Source organism: Treponema sp., from assembly GCF_045657965.1.
In the GTDB taxonomy this organism is placed as follows: Bacteria; Spirochaetota; Spirochaetia; order Treponematales; family Treponemataceae; genus Treponema_D.
Window position 1 is genome coordinate 68746 of sequence record NZ_JAZOUG010000042.1, and the last position, 12966, is coordinate 81711.

A 12966-nucleotide genomic window follows, 5' to 3' on the forward strand; every position below is an offset into this window, starting at 1 on the left:
TCTCCCATTATTTTACGCTCATTTTAAAAACACCATCCCAGTCTTTTGGCAACGGATTATTTTTAAAGTGATTTATTCTATCTAAAAATACAACAGATGGTAAATCATTATATTTTGAAGCACACTCAGAAAAATATTTTTCGCTTTTTTCCCATTTCTGTTCACGATAATACTTCAGTCCTTCTTCAAAAAGATTTTTAATTTCTGTCAGCTTTGGACTTGCCTTAGCTTTCTGCTGCAGAATTTCATAAATCTTTACAGGCTCAGTTTTACCCTTTACTGTAATAAAATCAAGTTCACGGCAGATAAACATTCCTTTTAATTTTTTATAAACTGATTCACTTATTATGGATTTTGACCCGTATGCTTTGTTAGCACTTTCCAGACGGGCCGCCAGATTAACTGTATCGCCAATTGATGTAAAATCTTTTCGTGTCTGAGAACCGACAGAGCCAAAAATTACTTCTCCTGTATTGATTCCAATTCCTATTGAAACGTAGGTTTTTCCTGTTTCGACAGAAAGTTTTTGTTCTTCCCGCATTGCAGAACGAATTTCCATGGCAGCTTTACAGGCATTAATTTCTTTACGCGGCCCTGAAAAAAACGCCATCATTTCATCACCGACATATTTATCAACATCGCCGCCGTTATTTAAAATTATCTCTGTTTCAATATCAAGGTAATGATTTAAAATCTCAACAACTTCTTTTGGCGGAATACCTTCACACAGCGAAGTAAATCCCCGGATATCTGTAAACAGAAAACACAAATCCCTTGCTTTGGTGCTTTTACTATTTGATTTTGTTTCCCCGCCGTTTTTTTCGGCATGCTGCAGTGTAGAAAATGAAACATAAGGCATAATTCCCTTTATCAGATTAACCATTTCTCCAATTTCAAGGGATAAATCTTTTATTTCATCTTTTGTTTTGATTGTGTCATTAAATTTTACGGCAGAAGAAGTATTTTTCGCAGTTCCCCGTAAAATCTTTTCTATTGATTTTGAAGTCTTATGAACATTTTTACGAAGGAAAAGCATGGGGTTAAAAATAAAATCTGCCAGCAGAATCGAAAAAATAATTGAAAGATACAAAAAGACAGTAATTATCGTAAAGACAAAAATTTTCGTCCTGAAATACTGGCGCATGAGAACCTGCTGCTTATAGGTGACTATTGCAAAACCAATCAGCTTATGTCCGGCTTTACGGCTCAGCGTAACAGGGTAAATATATTTGCAGGTATGCTCAGCTTTATTAAAGACATATTCCTTTTTGTAAGCTCCGTTTTTATAACGTTTTAAATAATCCCTTGCCTGAGCTGGTGTAAGCATTTTTTCTGAATCAGAAATTGAAAGAGGTTTTCCTGTTGTATACGCAAAGACATTAAACTCTGGAAGTTCAGAAGAATTTTCCCAGTTTTCGATAAAAATAACCGGCTCAGAATCCATAGTTATAATAATATCAATCCGCTCAAAAGGAGTTTCTGCATATTTATTTGCTTCCCGTTGTTCATCAAAAAATGTCTTGATTTTTTCGTATTTTCCTTCAGCAGAATCATAAACAGCCGCTGTCTGTTCTGCCTGTGCACGGCCTACATCGCTGACAGCTTCAGTAAACATTTTTTTGTAGCTGTTAAGAATCAAAAGCATAAAAGCAAACAAAATTATTACAATAAGAAAGGTTATTACAAAAGTAAATTTTGTTTTTATGGAAAGACGAAGTCCCTGTGAATCACGGATTTTTCTGTACTCAACATATTCGGGATTTTCTGAACGAAGATAAAAAATTCCATGGAAGGAATAATAAAGATGCGATGCCAGAGAAAGCAGAAACAGAAAATAAATATAAAACGGAAGCATTAAAAACCAGGCAAAGGAATTTGCATTAGAAACAATACATACAGATGAACAGAAAAGATAAATTGTAAAACTTGAAAGTATGAAAGCATAATTTAATTTCTTAAAATAAATTTCCCGCTTTTTTTCAAGAATAAACTCCGTAATTGAAAAAACTACTGTGCAGGGAAGGAAATATATGAGATAAAGAAGAATCCTGACAAATCCGAAATCCAGATTAAGATTAGAATCAAAAGGCATTTTAAAAGCAAAAATTCTTTCACAACCCAGAGAAGAATTAACATTTGCAGAATCCTCATAAAGATTTATCGGCGAAATTGAAAGCGGTGAAAAAAACAATACTAAAAGCAGCAGAAGCGGAGCAAAACGGAAAACATATTCTGCTAAGCGTGTCCTGAAATCTTTGTCCCGAAAGTTTTTTAATAGAGAGTTGAATTTAATTCCAAAAATCATAGAAATTGTACCACTGATATGGATGAAGCCTGCACAAATCTTCAAGATTTTGAACAAAACCTTCCACAGTCTGTTTTATTTTTTCCTCTCTCTCCTTTCTGTTACAATCAAAAGAAATTTGATTTTTTTTAACAAACATATCATATTTCGGATTAATGCAAAAATCTTTTCTTCGCAAACCTGTAACAAAATATGTCGGCGCATTTAAAAGTGCAGCCAGAAGAAACACACCGTAAGGGAAATGTGCATTTTCTCCCAAAAAAGGCACATCTATATTTCTGTCAGTATGAGCACTTACCCTGTCGCCTGCAATTACAACCATTTCTCCGCTTTCGATTCTTTCCTGTAAAAGCAGAACAGTTTCAGGTCCGATATTATTTGAACTTATTACATGAAAATTAGAATCAGGATTAACCTTTGAAATAAGCTTTCCAAAACCGGCTGTAAGTTCGGTGTTGATAATGGAAGTAATGCTCATTTTTTTTTCAGTTCCGGCTTCATTCATGCTTGCCAGAGCCTTCATCATATGAGGATTGCCCAAATGTGACATTATAACGACAGTGCCTTTTCCGGAATTTATATTGTTTACCCAGTCAGTTATATCATCATTCTGCCACTGCACGTCTTTAAAAGAAAATTTTCCTGCCCAGCTCTGCAAATTTTCAACAAGATTCAGTGCAAATGAACAGATATGCTTTAAAGTTGATTTTCCTTTTCCAACTTTTAAAAGATAATTTTTTGAAATTCTCCGCGTATTTTTATCAAAAAGCCAGTAGAAAAAACCTATTACATAAGCCATTAACCGCATGAAAAACGCAGGAAATACTTTGAGGACAATCAGCATCATTATATAGCCGAAAGAAGTTTTTTCTTTATGTTCGTACCAGTTTTTACTCATTTTATTTTTCGCCAGAGCAGTTTAGGAATTCTGATAAACATACCGCAGCAAAGCCGGGTAAATACCCAGGAAATTCGCACATTATCCTTAAGAACATTAAAATTTGAAATTCCATCGCTCGGATATGTTACTTTTACCGGATAAAACTCAAAAGGAAGCCCTTTCCAGATTAATTTCACAATAATTTCAATATCAAATCCCATGCGTGAATCAACATAGTGCTTTGTTAAAAATTTTGCAGTTTCTTCAACCGGGTAAATCCTGAATCCGCACATAGAATCAACAATTCCGCGCTGCCAGGTAACCAGAGCACACCAGGTATTTGCAAATTTACGGCCGTTTTTCCGGTGTCCCGGCACACTTTCATCATATTCAGGATAACCTAAAATCATTGCAGAAGGATTTTTTTTTGCTTTTTCAAAGAAAAAATCAGAACGGGTCCAGTCATGCTGACCATCTGCATCAAGCTGAAGTGCGTGTGTAAAACCAAGCTGGCTGGCCCGGAGTATGCCCGCTTTAAAAGCACCGCCCTTTCCCTGGTTTTTAGACAGGACGACAAGTTCAACAAAATCCTGATATGTATTTTTTATCTGTATAAGAAAGTTTTTTGTTTCTTCAGCATTTCCGTCATCAACGAGAATAATTTTTACGTTTTTTTCACGGCAATAAGATTCCAGCTTTTCTATCATATTCATACAGGCCTTTCCGTGCCGGTAAACTGGAATCAAAATACAGGGATTAAAATCTGCCATAACTACTAATTTCTCATTCCTTTCTGTTATATGGAATATATTCCGCTTGAATAAACTCTTCCGTCCGCAAAATCTGAAACTTCAAACGAAACCCGTCCTTTTTCCGAATCGAAATCGATTTTGAATAGCACATTCGCATCCGGCAAAATTTTGTCCGAAAACTTGAAGCGTTTGATACTCGGCGTTGAAAGCGGCAGACCGAAATATTTCTGAGCATAATGAACAAGTAAATCAATCTGCGCGACGGCAGGAAGCAATTTGAACTCGGGGAAATGCCCGTCAAAATAGTCGCTTGAAGCATCAATTTTCACTTTAAGAGAAATGGAATTATCTGTTTTTTCAAGAATTTCTTCTGCTGGAATTCCGTGAATCAATTTTCTTCTCCTGCAAAAAGTGCCTGAATTTCCGGCTTGTGCTTTTTCCCCTGAACATCGCACGGAAGTTTTTCAAGATAACGCCATTTTTTCGGAAGAACTACATTTTCGAAGAACTGCAGAAGATAATCGTGGAAATGGCGGTTAATTAAATATTTTTCAGTACCTTCAAATTTCTTTTTTCCTTCGTCGTTCAAAACAACCGCTGCCGCAAGATACTGTCTTCTGTCCTGCATTGGAACAACCGAACAGTCTAAAACAAGCCCGCTCTGCAAAAGCCGGTTTTCAACTTCGGTGACAGAAATGCGCTTTTCTTCGATTTTTACGATGGAATCTGCCCGGCCTTTCAGAAGGAAAGTTCCGTCTTCATACATTTCTGCTAAATCGCCGGTTTTAAAACCAGCCGGGTCTTTAATGTAAGGTGAAATAATTGTAAGACAACCGTCGTCCTTGTCGAGCCAGATTTTAGCATTGTCAAAAGGAGTCCAGATTAAGCCGTTTTTTGTCTGCTGGCGGTAAGCAATTCCTGAAGTTTCGGTCGAGCCGTAAACTTCAAGCGGACAGAATCCAAAAACGCGGTTTGTATCGACTGCAAGTTCCGGAGAAACAGCCCCGCCCGAAGTAAAAATCCACGGATTTTTGAGAGGAAGTTTTTTTTCGCCCATTTCGGCACAGGTTCTTTTTAAGAAAGCAGGAACTGCAATGATGATGTAAGATTCGTCGTCCAGAGCCTCAAATTCTTCAGGGAATTCAATCCGCTTCCGGCGGAAAGGAACACCTGCTGCAAAAGGAAGTGAAATTGTAAACAGAAAGCCGTAAATATGGTGCTGAGAATTGACCGCACACAGCTTTCTTGAAGCAAATTCTTCGTACCACTTTGAAAGAATAAAGGCATTGTCTGCCTCAAATTCGGTCATGCGCTGGTGAACTGCCTTAGGATGGCCGGTTGAACCGGAAGTATACAGGATGATTTTTGTCTCATCAGAATCAATCTGAGGGCAGGTCATTTTTTCTGATTCAGATGGAGCAACCGCTTCTTCAAGAACCTTTGGAATAAAGAAAGCATTTTCAAGCGGCTTTCCTTCAACTTCTGTCTGGTCAGTCAGAAAGAGAGTTGTGCTTCCAGAACCATTCTTCATTTCTTCTATAAAAAGCGGGCTTATATTTGCGGTAAGCAGGACTTCTTTTTTGCACTGCAAAAGCGCGACAAAAGTACACAAAAAGAGCCAGTAATCTTCGCAATGCAAAATCCATTTTTCGCAATTATCGTGATTTTTGATAAACCGCCGCATTTTTGCCGTTTCAATCAAAAAATCGTTCCAAGTAAGGTATTTTTTGTCGCTCCATTTGCGCTCGTAGCACATAATTTTGTCGAGAGGCCAGCTTTGTGCATTAAATTTTGAAATATACGCAAGTTTCGGCATTTTTGAATTCACCACCATTCTGACTAAAAATTCTACAGCAAAAAGAATACCCATAAGAGCGTAGGCAATTCCGCCGTTGTAAATCGACCATATTTTATCATTTTTTGAAAAAACTGTGTATAGAGAGGCCGAACCGTTCAGAACAAAAAAAACGCACCAAATCACTGTTACTTTAAAGCAATACTTTTCGACACGGCGGGCGATATGCGATTTTGCCAGGTTTTTCTGGGCAAGGCAGGCAAAACGAAAACAGATATTCGGCGGCAAAAAGAGCGTGCTTCCGAATGTAAACAGAAAAATCACATTCATTAATACAGGATAAAGTTTGATAAAAAGCGTCTGTCCGGTTGCAAGGCAGACAAGGGCTGCACAAAGCAGAAGCCCTGCACTTACCAAAAGACGCAGATTTTTTTTAAGCCGGCCAGACAATGAAACTTCACCACCGGCACGATTTCCACTCGTTGCCATTAAAAGATATACGAGTGCGATAAAAACTATAAAAAGCGAGAAAATTTTAACCGGAACATGAAAAATAACCAGACAGGAAAAAACTACAACAGGATAAAGGATTGAGAGAATGGAGAAAATAATTTTCAAGGCCAGATTCATAACATAATTTTATCGAAAAAAAGCAATTAAATACAGACTTCCTGGAAATTCCATGTTACAATAAAACAATGTAAGAAAGTTTTCATGGAAGTCATAGCCAATGAGTAAGGAGGGTCTCTTGAACTTGAGCGAATGTATGACTATCGAAAACATTTCTGATGCTGAATTTGCAAAGCTTCAGAGCGACGGCTGGGTTCTTGTCAGTGTGGACAATTCTGATATGAAGTTCATTTACAACTTTGAACGACGCCGTTAAAAAAAAGCCGGAATGCTGACTAAGCAGTCCGGCTTCTCTATTTTAAAAAACATTATTTTGTAAGAGGTTCAAGAATATCTACAACATCCTGAACAGTTTTTACAGATTTGAAAATTTCCGGCTCAATTTTGCCATTTAAAAGCGGCTTCATTTTAACAATTAACTCAACAGCATCAATTGAATCCAGATCTAAATCAAGAACAATATTGGCTTCCGGTTTAATGCTTGATTCTTCAATGTCAAAATCATTAACAAGAACATCTTTTAATTTTGTATAAAGTTCATCTTTAGTCATTTGAAACCTCCAGTTATGAATTTTTTGCCTGTTCAGCAGAAATATAAGTAGCCAGTGCGTCTACAGAAGCAAAATGCTGGCGTGTTTCTGAATTTTCTGCATTGAATTTAACTCCAAATTTCTTTTTAAGGGCAACACCAAGTTCAAGTGCGTCAATTGAATCCAGACCAAGTCCTGTACCAAAAAGCGGTTCAGAATCAACGATATTTTCCGGTTTAATGTCTTCAAGCTCAAGAGATGAAATAATACATTCTTTTATCTGCTGTTTAAGTTCGTCCATTTTCAAAATCCTTATTTTATCAAAAAATAACTGGAAAATTATAATTAAATAGCTTTAAAAAGTCTACTGATAAAACTTAATATAATCTTTATTATTTTCGTCACTTAAAATCTGGGATACAAATTCTGTAATTCTTTTTGCGGCTGCAGGAGAAGGCAGCTCTTTGTATTTATCAAGAAAAATGGTTTCTTTTATATGCATGTCATAATGATAACGATGCCGTGTATTAAATTTAAACATCGAATCATGCTTACGAAGCCCGCGTTTATCATTTCCACCAATATAAACTGGAACAATCGGACAATCAGCAGAAAGTGCAACCCGTGCTGCACCTTTTTTATACTTATTCTGTCCCGAAGGTAAACTTCTGGTTCCTTCAGGGAAAATGATTAGATTGCTCCCGGATTTCAAAGAAGCAATACATTTCTGCATTATTTCATCATGAGAAAGCGAGGTCGGAATATAAAGCATGCTTACAATAATGTGAACAATATTCTTACCGGCCAGATAAGAATTTACAATGCAGTCTGCATCCGGAATCAATGCAATAAGCATAACAACATCAAGCAGAGAAGGATGATTTGCGACAACAACACTTGATTTTAATGACCTGAACTTTTTTTTGTCATTTACGGTGAGTTTCATTCCGCCGAGAATCGTCATAACCCATACAAAAAAACGGAACATCACGGAAATAAACCTGTGCCCTGCTTTTCTGAATTTTTCTTTTTTCCAAAAAAGCAGCTTCATGACAGGAAAAGCGATTATTGAAATTAAAACCGTGCCCGCACCAAACAAAGCAAAAGAAAATATCTTTACAAAAATATGCCACCAGTAAAGCGGATAGTTTTTGACTGGAGGCGGATTTTCAAAAGAATATGCGTTTGTTTTTGAAACGGTTTCTGTTTTAGGCATATCTATGATTTTAATGATTATTCGAGATTTTTTAAAGTTGAATCACAGATTCCCAGACTCAAATCACTCAGAAATTTCTGTCATTGTGACTGAATTATTTCCTGCCGCTTTGCACTTCAAAACTTCATTCTCTACAAAAACATTAATCGTGTATTCTGATTTATCCTGAACATAATTGGTCGTTCCAGAATATAATTTGTCATTGTAGGAAACCTTAAAATCTAAACTTTCTGCACAATGATTATATTTTACAGTCCTGGTTTTACTGCTTTCCAAACTCAACGGTAAATTTTCATCGATAGTTTCTGAAAAATATGTAAAAGTTACGGAACTGTCAGTATCATTTTTTAATGTAACATCAATGCTTTCATCCTCATCTACACATGAGAAAGCACACCAGATAAAACATAAAATAGTGATTAAAAATACATTTTTTTTCATATTTAATTTCCCTTTAGAGTTTTAACAAAATCTTCTGGTGAAATTTTAGAAATCTGAGCGCTTTCTAAATCAAGTTCAACGGAACCTTCTGATTTTTCTGATGAAAGCACACACGCAAAAGCAAGCGGCAATTCCTCGCTGTAACCCTTGCAATTCGCATATTCTTCGGGAATTTTTTCGTCCGCATACGCGAAAATGATTTTTTTCTCAGAACCGCAAAGCACTGAAGAAACGGCAGCAGTCAATGCACTAAAAAAATTATCTTCACCCGGGTATATTGCCGTATAGCCGGCTTTCATTTTAAGTGCAATCGTAGTGGCAGCAGGCGGCGTATTAAACACCGAAAGCGAAAATGGAGCCGGCATAACATCTTTATCTTCTACCAGACCTTTATTGATTTTAAGCTGACGGGCAATTTCGCCCCGGAAGGAAGCAAACACAAGCTTAAGATTTGCATTTTCAGGATTTGACTCAACCAGTTCATGCACAACTTCGATTGTCATGCGCGTAATCTGAGAAAGCCGGCGCCGGAAAAGTGAATCTACATATTCCAGCTTCGGCATTTCACCCGGATTTTCATGAGAAGGCTGATATTTCGCAAACTGTGTTACATAGATTTTCATCAGGCTTTTCTGAAATTCAAAATCGAATAAAAATTGCTTCCAAGATTGTGATGTGCGGTCACTAAACGGAAGCCGGCTTTTTCAATGGCTTCGACTAATTCGCCGTAACGGTACATTTTGCTGTTTCCGTTGGCAATACAGGTAAAATAAAGGCTTGTAGCCTGCAGAGAATAGCTTTCGGCTTCGAATTTCTGCATATCCCAGAGAGGTTCCATAACAAAGATGTCACAGTTTTCATCAACTGAATTGTAAATCTTTGTAAGGATTTTTGTGATTTGATGAAGGCTGAAACAATCCAGAAACTGGCTCATCCATACAGCATCGGCTCCGGAAGGTAATTTTGTTTCTGTATCCAGAACATTTCCGCTTACAAAGCTTACACGGCCGTCAAATCCTGCGTCTTTAATATTTTTTTCGGCAACGGCAGTCTGTCCGGGCAAATCAACAATTGAAACATGAACATCTTTATCGTAAGTGCAGGAAGCAATTGCCCACTTTCCAGTGTTTCCTCCGATATCAAAAAGATGTTTTGGCTTTTTTGCGTAAACGATTGGAAGTGCTTCAGGGAATGCAACATCAGAATAAAAATGATCGAATTCAAACCATGACTTTTTTTCACGGTCCGGCAGAGTTGAAAGTGCTTCGTAAACAGTTGTCCATTTATCGCCAAAAACTTTAAGTCCTTCCGGCTTTCCGTTCTTTACGGAATTAATCATGTTGAAGGCGCCTTTGTAACAGATATCATTTGTAAAATTGAAATTTACGCGCGTTAAATCGTCTTCAAGCAAAAACCAGCCGATTTTGCCGAGCACAAGCTTTCCTAAGCCAGATTTATTTTCTTCTTCGGTTGAATCGGCATTGATTTTTAAAACACCCATTCCGAGTGCCATTTCTGCAAGGACACCCACACCATATTCTGAAATACCGGATTTTTTTGAAAGTTCAGCAACAGTAATTCCTTCATCGCCTGCGTCAGAAATTTTCTGTAAAAGCCCAAGTTCAATCAGGGCACGAATTGCCTGAAATGTCATTGGTGAAAAAGCAATTCTCTGTGCTTCAAATTTTGCATCAATTGCACGAATTTTATCCGAATAATAACTCTTGTTTTCCATTTTCATAATTTCGATTATATGCTAAAATCAAATTATGTTAAAGGGAAGAAATTTAATAAAGCCGAATGATTTAACAGTTTCAGAGATTGATGAAATCTGCTCACTTGCAGAACAAATTATTGTTGATCCTTCTTCATTTAATGATGTGTGTCGTGGGAAAATTCTTGCGACACTTTTTTTTGAGCCAAGCACCAGAACACGTCTTTCTTTTGAAGCGGCCATGCTTCATTTAGGAGGTGCTGTCGAAGGTTTTTCTGATGCCGCAAATTCTTCAACAGCAAAAGGGGAATCTCTTTCAGATACAATCCGCACGGTTTCTTCTTATGTTGATGTAATTGCAATGCGAAACCCGAAAGAAGGAGCAGCCCTTCTTGCAAGCCAGTATTCAAACTGTCCGATTATCAACGCAGGCGACGGCGGACACTATCATCCGACACAGACTTTAACAGATATGCTTACAATCCGTGCGCTTCAGGGCGGCTTTGAAGGTCACACAATCGGCTTCTGCGGAGATTTAAAATTTGGCCGCACAGTTCACTCTCTTGCAGAAGCTATGAGCCGCTACAAAAACAACCGCTACATTTTTATCAGCCCGAAAGAACTTCAGGTTCCGGAATATGTTACTCAGGAGCTCGATGAAGCCGGAATTGAATACACCACAGCTGAACGGCTTGAATCTGTAATCGGAGATTTAGACATTCTTTACATGACCCGTGTTCAAAAGGAACGTTTCTTTAACGAACAGGACTATATCCGCCTTAAAGACAGTTACATTCTCGACAATCAGAAAATGAGCCTTGCCCGCAAAAACATGATTGTCCTGCACCCGCTTCCGCGAGTAAACGAAATAGCCCCTGAAGTTGATGATGATCCGCGTGCAGCTTACTTTAAGCAGGTAAAATACGGAATGTATGTGCGCATGGCACTAATTGCAAAATTAGTTGGAGTGCTGTAAAGCAAAAATTCAGGAGTAAAAAATGTTAAACGTAGATACAATTAAAAATGGTCTGGTAATTGACCACATCAAATCAGGATATGGACCGCAGATTTTCCATTATCTTGGCTTAGACAAAGCAGATTTTTCATGCGCTCTCATTATGAATGTGCAGTCAAAAAAGTCAGGAAAAAAAGACATCATCAAAATCGATAACATCATAAACATTGACTACTCAGTGCTTGGTTTTATAGACCCGAATATTTCAATTGCAGTCATTAAAGACGAAAAAATCGTCCGCAAAATTAAAATGGAACTGCCGGAAAAGGTAGAGAACGTAATTCACTGCAAAAATCCGCGCTGTATCACGGTTACAGAAAATTACGTTCCGCCGGTTTTTAAGCTTGTAAACAAAGAAAAGTCTCAATATGCCTGCGAATACTGCGATGCATTATATTCAGCAGGCTCTATCGACTGAAATTTTCTTTTTATTTCTCGATTGTAATTGACTGGTCAGCGGTAAAAGATTTGCCTGGTTCCAGAGTGATGAGGGCAGCTTTTTCTTCCCATTCATGCTCTGTGTTTTCGGCATCGGCAGTTCCGTACCAAGGCTCGATACAGTTAAAGCCGTTGCCTTCAACTCCGGCTGCTCCGTTTCCGCCCTGCCATACCATTAAATATGGATAGCCTGCACAGTTTACTTTTACGAGAGAGCCGTCTTTTTTGTTACGCAGTCCAACCCAGTTTGATTTGAATGCTGTAAAGAAGTGTCCGTTTCCAAAGCCTTCTGCGTTAATCGGAATAATTCCAGGATTTTTTTCGCCGTAAGCTTTTGTACAAGGGGCAGTTCCTTCTTCGTCAACAGCAAGCTGAGCCTGGTCGTTTAAAAGAACTGTTGTAAGAGGCTCTTTCTGCTCGAATTCATACTGATAGTCAGCATTTGTTGTGCCTTCAGGGTCTGTGTTGCGCGGGCAGCAGAATGCAGTGTGGCTTCCGAGTGAGAAAAGCATTGGTGTTGAATCTGTGTTTGTTACGGTTGTCGTAAAGATTAAGCCGTTTTCTTTGAGCTCGTAGTGAGTTTTAAGGCTGAATTTCCATGGAAATTTGTCTGCAGTTTCAGAGTTTTCTGTAAGCTCGAAAGTTGCGCTGGTCTCTGACTGGTCAACAATTTTGTGTTCCATGTCGCGGCTCATTCCGTTGTTAACAAGGTGATATTCCTTTTCGCCGTAAGTGTAGAATCCGTCTTTAATGCGGCCTACATTCGGGAAAAGAACAGGTGCGTGGAATTTCCATACACTTTCAGGGCCTTCAAATACATATTTAGTGCCGTCTTTAACGCTTCGGAAAGAATTGATTTCTGCTCCATGCGTGCTCAAAACTACTTCGTAGTTATTGTTTTTAAGTGTGATATTCATGCAAATAATGTAGCATAATTGAAATAAAGTTGCGAGATAGGATAAAATCATCTATATAATTTTCCGGAGATTTACATGTTCAACCGAAAAGAATACAAAAAAAATGCACTCAATCAGCTGAAAAACTCATGGGTTGATGCCGTACTTCTTTCAGCAATTCTGCTTGTAATTTCAACATTTTCTCTTTGCGGCGGACTTATAGTTTTTTCAGCTGTTTCTGGAATAATCAGTATTGCAATAACCGGCGTTTTTATTAACAGGCTTTCAACCGGCGAAACTATTTCATTCAATTCTTTTTTAGATTCACTTGCAAAACGCTGGAAACCGGCTCTT

General features: G+C 37.9%; 16 protein-coding genes. 4 read left to right on the forward strand and 12 right to left on the reverse strand.

What is annotated here, in order from left to right; translation table 11 throughout:
• Positions 1 to 7 precede the first annotated feature (7 nt).
• The 5 genes from ACKI5B_RS01470 to ACKI5B_RS01490 are packed head-to-tail and all read right to left on the reverse strand — an operon-like array spanning position 8 to position 6362.
• On the reverse strand, positions 8 to 2305 hold the full coding sequence (locus ACKI5B_RS01470) for an adenylate/guanylate cyclase domain-containing protein (RefSeq protein ID WP_407425178.1): 2298 nt from the start codon (positions 2303 to 2305) through the stop codon (positions 8 to 10).
• Positions 2289 to 3203 (reverse strand): lysophospholipid acyltransferase family protein, encoded by a 915-nt coding sequence (locus ACKI5B_RS01475; RefSeq protein WP_407425179.1) that lies wholly within the window; start codon positions 3201 to 3203, stop codon positions 2289 to 2291. The genes ACKI5B_RS01470 and ACKI5B_RS01475 overlap by 17 nt, the downstream gene beginning before the upstream one ends.
• Positions 3200 to 3955, reverse strand: coding sequence for a glycosyltransferase family 2 protein (locus ACKI5B_RS01480; protein WP_407425180.1), 756 nt, complete (start codon positions 3953 to 3955; stop codon positions 3200 to 3202). Before ACKI5B_RS01480 ends, ACKI5B_RS01475 begins: the two co-directional genes overlap by 4 nt.
• Positions 3956 to 3981: 26 nt before the next feature.
• The gene (locus ACKI5B_RS01485) at positions 3982 to 4329 is read right to left on the reverse strand and encodes an ApeI family dehydratase (protein ID WP_407425181.1); all 348 of its coding nucleotides are present in this window, start codon (positions 4327 to 4329) and stop codon (positions 3982 to 3984) included.
• Positions 4326 to 6362 (reverse strand): AMP-binding protein, encoded by a 2037-nt coding sequence (locus ACKI5B_RS01490; protein ID WP_407425182.1) that lies wholly within the window; start codon positions 6360 to 6362, stop codon positions 4326 to 4328. Before ACKI5B_RS01490 ends, ACKI5B_RS01485 begins: the two co-directional genes overlap by 4 nt.
• 118 nt (positions 6363 to 6480) lie before the next feature.
• Between ACKI5B_RS01490 and ACKI5B_RS01495 the strand changes: the two genes are divergently transcribed.
• Positions 6481 to 6618, forward strand: a complete 138-nt coding sequence (locus ACKI5B_RS01495; RefSeq protein WP_407425183.1) for a hypothetical protein — start codon at positions 6481 to 6483, stop codon at positions 6616 to 6618.
• 52 nt (positions 6619 to 6670) lie between these two features.
• Here the strand turns inward: ACKI5B_RS01495 and ACKI5B_RS01500 are convergent, their stop codons facing one another.
• The 6 genes from ACKI5B_RS01500 to ACKI5B_RS01525 form a co-directional block, all read right to left on the reverse strand.
• The gene (locus ACKI5B_RS01500) at positions 6671 to 6913 is read right to left on the reverse strand and encodes an acyl carrier protein (protein WP_407425184.1); all 243 of its coding nucleotides are present in this window, start codon (positions 6911 to 6913) and stop codon (positions 6671 to 6673) included.
• Positions 6914 to 6926: 13 nt separating this feature from the next.
• Entirely contained in the window at positions 6927 to 7193 is a 267-nt protein-coding gene (locus ACKI5B_RS01505) for a phosphopantetheine-binding protein (RefSeq protein ID WP_407425185.1), read from the reverse strand.
• Between the two features lie 63 nt (positions 7194 to 7256).
• Positions 7257 to 8108, reverse strand: coding sequence for a lysophospholipid acyltransferase family protein (locus ACKI5B_RS01510; protein WP_407425186.1), 852 nt, complete (start codon positions 8106 to 8108; stop codon positions 7257 to 7259).
• 63 nt (positions 8109 to 8171) lie between these two features.
• Positions 8172 to 8549, reverse strand: coding sequence for a hypothetical protein (locus tag ACKI5B_RS01515; RefSeq protein WP_407425187.1), 378 nt, complete (start codon positions 8547 to 8549; stop codon positions 8172 to 8174).
• Between the two features lie 2 nt (positions 8550 to 8551).
• The gene (locus ACKI5B_RS01520) at positions 8552 to 9172 is read right to left on the reverse strand and encodes a beta-ketoacyl synthase chain length factor (RefSeq protein WP_407425188.1); all 621 of its coding nucleotides are present in this window, start codon (positions 9170 to 9172) and stop codon (positions 8552 to 8554) included.
• Entirely contained in the window at positions 9172 to 10290 is a 1119-nt protein-coding gene (locus ACKI5B_RS01525; protein WP_407425189.1) for a methyltransferase, read from the reverse strand. Before ACKI5B_RS01525 ends, ACKI5B_RS01520 begins: the two co-directional genes overlap by 1 nt.
• 28 nt (positions 10291 to 10318) lie before the next feature.
• On the opposite strand from ACKI5B_RS01525, the gene pyrB reads away from it, so the two are divergent.
• Both pyrB and ACKI5B_RS01535 read left to right on the forward strand, forming a co-directional pair.
• Positions 10319 to 11239: an aspartate carbamoyltransferase gene (gene pyrB / locus ACKI5B_RS01530; RefSeq protein ID WP_407425190.1), complete on the forward strand. Its 921-nt coding sequence runs from the start codon at positions 10319 to 10321 to the stop codon at positions 11237 to 11239.
• A 22-nt stretch (positions 11240 to 11261) separates the two neighbouring features.
• The gene (locus ACKI5B_RS01535) at positions 11262 to 11696 is read left to right on the forward strand and encodes an aspartate carbamoyltransferase regulatory subunit (RefSeq protein WP_407425191.1); all 435 of its coding nucleotides are present in this window, start codon (positions 11262 to 11264) and stop codon (positions 11694 to 11696) included.
• A gap of 10 nt (positions 11697 to 11706) precedes the next feature.
• On the opposite strand, the gene ACKI5B_RS01540 is transcribed toward ACKI5B_RS01535, so the two are convergent.
• Complete coding sequence (locus ACKI5B_RS01540) at positions 11707 to 12633, reverse strand: aldose epimerase family protein (protein ID WP_407425192.1); 927 nt, start codon at positions 12631 to 12633, stop codon at positions 11707 to 11709.
• Positions 12634 to 12708: 75 nt separating this feature from the next.
• On the opposite strand from ACKI5B_RS01540, the gene ACKI5B_RS01545 reads away from it, so the two are divergent.
• The coding region (locus ACKI5B_RS01545; protein WP_407425193.1) for a hypothetical protein at positions 12709 to 12966 on the forward strand (258 nt) is incomplete at its 3' end.

Excerpts from the sequence above, each read along its gene's own strand:
- ACKI5B_RS01470 (WP_407425178.1), bottom strand. The coding sequence starts at position 2,305 with ATGATTTTTGGAATTAAATTCAACTCTCTATTAAAAAACTTTCGGGAC.
- ACKI5B_RS01475 (WP_407425179.1), bottom strand. The coding sequence starts at position 3,203 with ATGAGTAAAAACTGGTACGAACATAAAGAAAAAACTTCTTTCGGCTAT.
- ACKI5B_RS01480 (WP_407425180.1), bottom strand. The coding sequence starts at position 3,955 with ATGGCAGATTTTAATCCCTGTATTTTGATTCCAGTTTACCGGCACGGA.
- ACKI5B_RS01490 (WP_407425182.1), bottom strand. The coding sequence starts at position 6,362 with ATGAATCTGGCCTTGAAAATTATTTTCTCCATTCTCTCAATCCTTTAT.
- ACKI5B_RS01500 (WP_407425184.1), bottom strand. The coding sequence starts at position 6,913 with ATGACTAAAGATGAACTTTATACAAAATTAAAAGATGTTCTTGTTAAT.
- ACKI5B_RS01505 (WP_407425185.1), bottom strand. The coding sequence starts at position 7,193 with ATGGACGAACTTAAACAGCAGATAAAAGAATGTATTATTTCATCTCTT.
- ACKI5B_RS01510 (WP_407425186.1), bottom strand. The coding sequence starts at position 8,108 with ATGCCTAAAACAGAAACCGTTTCAAAAACAAACGCATATTCTTTTGAA.
- ACKI5B_RS01515 (WP_407425187.1), bottom strand. The coding sequence starts at position 8,549 with ATGAAAAAAAATGTATTTTTAATCACTATTTTATGTTTTATCTGGTGT.
- ACKI5B_RS01520 (WP_407425188.1), bottom strand. The coding sequence starts at position 9,172 with ATGAAAATCTATGTAACACAGTTTGCGAAATATCAGCCTTCTCATGAA.
- ACKI5B_RS01525 (WP_407425189.1), bottom strand. The coding sequence starts at position 10,290 with ATGAAAATGGAAAACAAGAGTTATTATTCGGATAAAATTCGTGCAATT.
- pyrB (WP_407425190.1), top strand. The coding sequence starts at position 10,319 with ATGTTAAAGGGAAGAAATTTAATAAAGCCGAATGATTTAACAGTTTCA.
- ACKI5B_RS01535 (WP_407425191.1), top strand. The coding sequence starts at position 11,262 with ATGTTAAACGTAGATACAATTAAAAATGGTCTGGTAATTGACCACATC.
- ACKI5B_RS01540 (WP_407425192.1), bottom strand. The coding sequence starts at position 12,633 with ATGAATATCACACTTAAAAACAATAACTACGAAGTAGTTTTGAGCACG.